The sequence below is a fragment of the Tardiphaga sp. genome, from assembly GCF_025356345.1.
Classification (GTDB): domain Bacteria; phylum Pseudomonadota; class Alphaproteobacteria; order Rhizobiales; family Xanthobacteraceae; genus Tardiphaga.
In genome coordinates this window covers 1-4,395 of the sequence record NZ_JANXTC010000010.1, presented here as the reverse complement: position 1 = coordinate 4,395, position 4,395 = coordinate 1, and the positions used below count along the sequence as shown (strand labels likewise).

The window sequence follows — 4,395 nt, the reverse complement described above, 5'->3', positions numbered from 1 at the left end:
ATTCGCCGCGGCGGAGCCGGTTATCGTGACCGCGACGCCCAGCGCCGACGCATCGACATTCTGGAAATTCGTCACCGCGACCGCGTCGCCTGTGGTCTGATCGGCGTTGGCGAGGTCGACGACCACAGCCGTTGCCAATTGCAGCGTGTTGGTGCCGGTGCCGCCATCTATCGTGGATTCGGTGCCCCGATAGACCGCGATATCGTCCCCTGCCCCGGCGACGATAGTATCGGCGCCGCCAGCACCGTCGATGAAATCATTGCCGGAGCCGCCGGTGATCACATTGGCGGCGCTGCTGCCGACCAGCATGTTGGCCCCGGTCGCCGAACCGGTCAGGTTGCTGATCCCGACCAGCGTATCGCCGCTGGCTAATCCCGCGGTACCGAGGCCTGTCGTCAGATTGGCACTGACACCATCGGCGGAGCCGCTGTAATCGACCGTGTCGATGCCGCCATTGCCGATGATGACATCGCCACCGCCGCTGCCAAGAAAGGTGTTGTTCGCGCTGCTGCCGGTCAAACGGTCGGAAAAATGGGACCCTTCGATATTTGTGAAATTCTGGATAACGTCGCCGGTGGCGTATCCACCGCTGCCGGTCCCTGCCGCCAGATCCACGGTAACGCCGGCATTCGAATATTTGTACGACAGCGTATTGTTGCCCACACCACCATCGATGGTATCGCGCCCGGCTCCGGCATAGACCAGATCGTCGCCACCGCCCGCGGAGATGATCGCGCCCGGAGGCGTCGCATTGAGCCCGTAGATTGTCGACTTTCCATCCGCCGACACGATCGCAACATCGGACGCGGTCGCAATGTCGCGGATGACGAACGTCTGGCTACCCGAATACAGATGGGCGGCGCCGGTCGCGTCGGTCGTACCGAACAGAATATTAAGATTGAAGCTTCCGAGAAAGCCGTTGGCATCGGGACGGGTGCCGTCGGTCGGCAACGTGTAGCGCAGCTCGAGCTGAAGATGGCTTGGATCGGCGACGTCGAGCTGTACCACCCAGTTCGCGCCGACCTGCGTGCCGTTGTTGATGGCGTAGCCGGTGGGAAGGTTGGTGACGGTCGCCGTCTTCGCCACCACGCCGGCATCCGGGAAGGTCACATGGACGTCGAGTAGACGCTCGGTCGTCCCCGAGGGCATCCGGTCCGGATTGGCCGCGTAGATAATATCGTTCTGTGCGGTACCGATGAAGGTGCGTGCCTGCTGCTGCACCGCGAAGGCCGGGTCGGTGGTCGCGGTGATGTCGGAGGCGGCACCCAGGATCTGCACGCCGCCCGAGGCGAGCGTGGTGGTCTGGTCGCCGGAAACTCCGAGCAGCACCACATCGAGGTGGGCCGCGCTGACGTTGCCAGTACCGCTGCCTCCCGCGGTCGCGTCCACAGTGGTGCCGGCCGCGGCCGCGACGTTATCCGCTGTGTGCCGCGAGCCCGGCGGTGAGCCGGACGAAGCCGGGATGGCGTCATCGGCCGGCTTCTTGATCGAACGATCGACCTGCGGCTCCGGCGGTTTGTCGAAATCAGCGACGCCTGTAAAACGCGAGGTCGGCGCCGCTGGCTGCGGTGGCGGTGACGGCGGGGTCTCGGACGCCGCCTGGTCCTTGGCGTCCCCCTGGTCCTTCGCAACATTGTCGCTTTGCTGCGCCTTAACGCCGGAGCCGATGATCGGTGAATTATTTTCATTGAGCAAATGCAGATCATCGACCAGTGACAGCATCTGCTGGGCGGAGACCGTCTTGTCGGAAAACGAAGCCTCCGAACTATCAGCGCCGACAAGGTTGAAGGCATAGCCGGGCAGGATAACCTTGGCGCCGTCCGGGAACAGCAAAACCAGGTCGACGTCCAGAATCGCGAACTTGGCCTCGCCGCTTGCGAAATCCAGCTTGAGCTGCGCGCCCGGAGGAACCTCGACGACGCTGATCGCGCCCGCGGCTGGGCGATGAACGGAAGTGACAATGGTTTCGCCAACGGCAGCGGACGCTATAGCGGTTGGCTTGTCGGCCGGCGAACGCGCCGAGGCATCGCCCTTGCTGCCACTCGAGGTGGTTTCAACAACATCCATGTAATGCAATCACCGGAACGAAATAAATATACGAATACAACGTCGACCAATATGTCGTGGGTATTATCATCGCGCTTTGCTAACCAATCATTAGCGTTTGATGGTCGGCGTCGCTTTCGCGAGGTCGAGGGTAACTCGCGATGTGCCCTTTACCCGCCGTTAACCGCTCGCTTGTCGCGGAAGTAGCCAGGCTTGCACCACCTCGACGTCAGTTCCGGATCGCCGTTTCAACCAGCCGGCCCATATTTCGCAAAATTCCGTAGCCGGCGCGCAATTGCTCGTACCGACTGTTGATGACGGTCTTCTGCATCGTGAAAACGACCATCCGGCTGTCCAGCACTTCGAACACGGTTCGCTTGCCAGCCTTGAATTGCTCCAGATAAAGCGTGTTGGCCCTGTTTGCCGTGCCGGTGCCCTGGATGGCCGCGGTCTCCTTGGTACGGTTGGCCGATAGCGACTGATAAAATCGGCGCAGGTTCAGCTCGATGCTTTCACGCTCATCCAGCGCCCTGAAATCATTTGCCTTACGATCTTCCCGGATGCGGTCCGACTGTGCCGCGACAATGCCACCGTCGAGTAATTTGTAGGACACCATCACCATCAGGCGGGAGTCGACGACCCCCTGGCTGGCGGGCGTGGTGCCTACATAATGCTTGACCAGTCCATCACCCTGAAGATCGATCCGCGGCAATCCCTGCGCGCGCTGTGATGCCAATTGCTGATCCAGTGACGTTCCGACGGCGTTCAGCGCGAGAAGCAATGGATTCTGTTGCTGCGCGGTCCTGAGCGCGACTTCAAGCGATGGTGGCACCTCGGAAAGAATGGTCGTCGGCCGGCGAGTTGGACTCGATTCAAGCTTGGTCAGACGGAAGAATTCATCCTGCGCGGTCTTGTACGCCGTCGAGATATCCGTCCGGAGCGCTTCCACTTCGATCACCTTGGACCTAATTCGATTGACGTCGGCCGCGGTTCCGTTGCCCTGATTTTCATTCAGCTTCACCAGATTGGCAAAGTTGTTCTCATCGACGACCACCTTGTCGATTATCGCGATCAGTTCATTCTGCTCCAGCAAGTTGAGGTAGGCATTGACAGTGCGCAGCGCGATGTCCTCGGCCTGATCCGCGAGACGTAGCCGCTCGGCCGAAACCACCGACTTGCTGCGGGTGATGTCGGCCTTCGCCGCGCCGAAATCATAGACGAGCTGTCGCAATGTGAAGCCGGCGTCCGAACGCGAGCTGCCTGGAATGGCTATTGAGCCAAACAAGTCCGGCGCATTGGCATAGGAGCCAAGATAGGAGCCGCCCGATCCCGCGAATACCTGCAATTGCGGTTTGGTCGCCCCTTGCGCGGTCCTGACGTCCGCCAGTGAACCGGTCACCCGGGCCGCCTGGGCTCCCATCAGCGGATGGCTGAGCACGGCGGCGCTGACGGCATCGCGCAACGATACTGTTTTGCCCTGAGAGCGGAGCGCGGTCGACGTGGCATTGCCATCACCGGATGGCGGCGCCGGGATCCTTGCCGCGGCGAACAGGCCAACCATGCTCGACGACGCGCCTGCGATCTGCGGATAGACCGCCTTGCGGTCCGCTTCGGGCTTCGCTGCTCCGCTGCTCACCGACCGGACCGTGCCGCGCAAGGCAAGCGTATCCAGACTAGCTGCGTCAGCCGCATCCGGTGTCACGATCGCGGCGGTCGTGATCTGGTCGGTCATCGCCGCCTGCGCGTTCATGACCCGCGGCGACGCACTGGCCAGCGTGGTTGCGGGATCAGAGGCAAGACCGGCGACGGCCGTCAGAAACGGGCTGTTCGGGACGCGCGCGGCGGTCACACAACCCGCCAGGCCAACCGCCGGCAGCATAGCGATCAGAACTCGAACGACAACACGACTGATTTTTTTTTGGCGAAATACAATCTGAAAGGCGGCTCGTTCACGCTGCCGAATGGAACGCAATGCACCGCTCTTTTGCGAGCTGCGGGCGACTTCAAAAGAAGTTGATGCAATTACTCTCATGCAAACAGCACTTACAAAATGAATTACAGCACTAAAAAACGCGAAATTCAAAAACCGGAAAATGGTCTTCGTGGTAACCTCACTGTTAGTATTTCATTAGCGTTAATTGCGAGTTAAGCGGGCGTAATCACCACATCAAAAGCAATGAGACGATCAAAACAGGATCAATCGGATGATTTTGGCGGGCTGCGCCTGATGTATCGAATGCCCGATCCCGGTCAGCGGCGGCCGACCCGACCAGCGCAACGGATAGTCAGGCCAGCGCGTACACGATAGCTACCGGCCACGCATGCCGAATAGCGTCGACAGCAGACCTC

2 protein-coding genes are annotated in these 4,395 nt (G+C 60.8%); both read right to left on the bottom strand.

The window, feature by feature from the left end:
• Positions 1 to 2,067: calcium-binding protein (locus Q0S16_RS00325; protein ID WP_295843789.1), on the bottom strand; the 2,067-nt coding region annotated here is incomplete at its 3' end.
• A gap of 208 nt (positions 2,068 to 2,275) precedes the next feature.
• A complete protein-coding gene (locus tag Q0S16_RS00320; protein ID WP_295843786.1) occupies positions 2,276 to 4,078 on the bottom strand; it encodes a TolC family protein in 1,803 nt (600 codons plus the stop codon).
• Positions 4,079 to 4,395 lie beyond the last annotated feature (317 nt).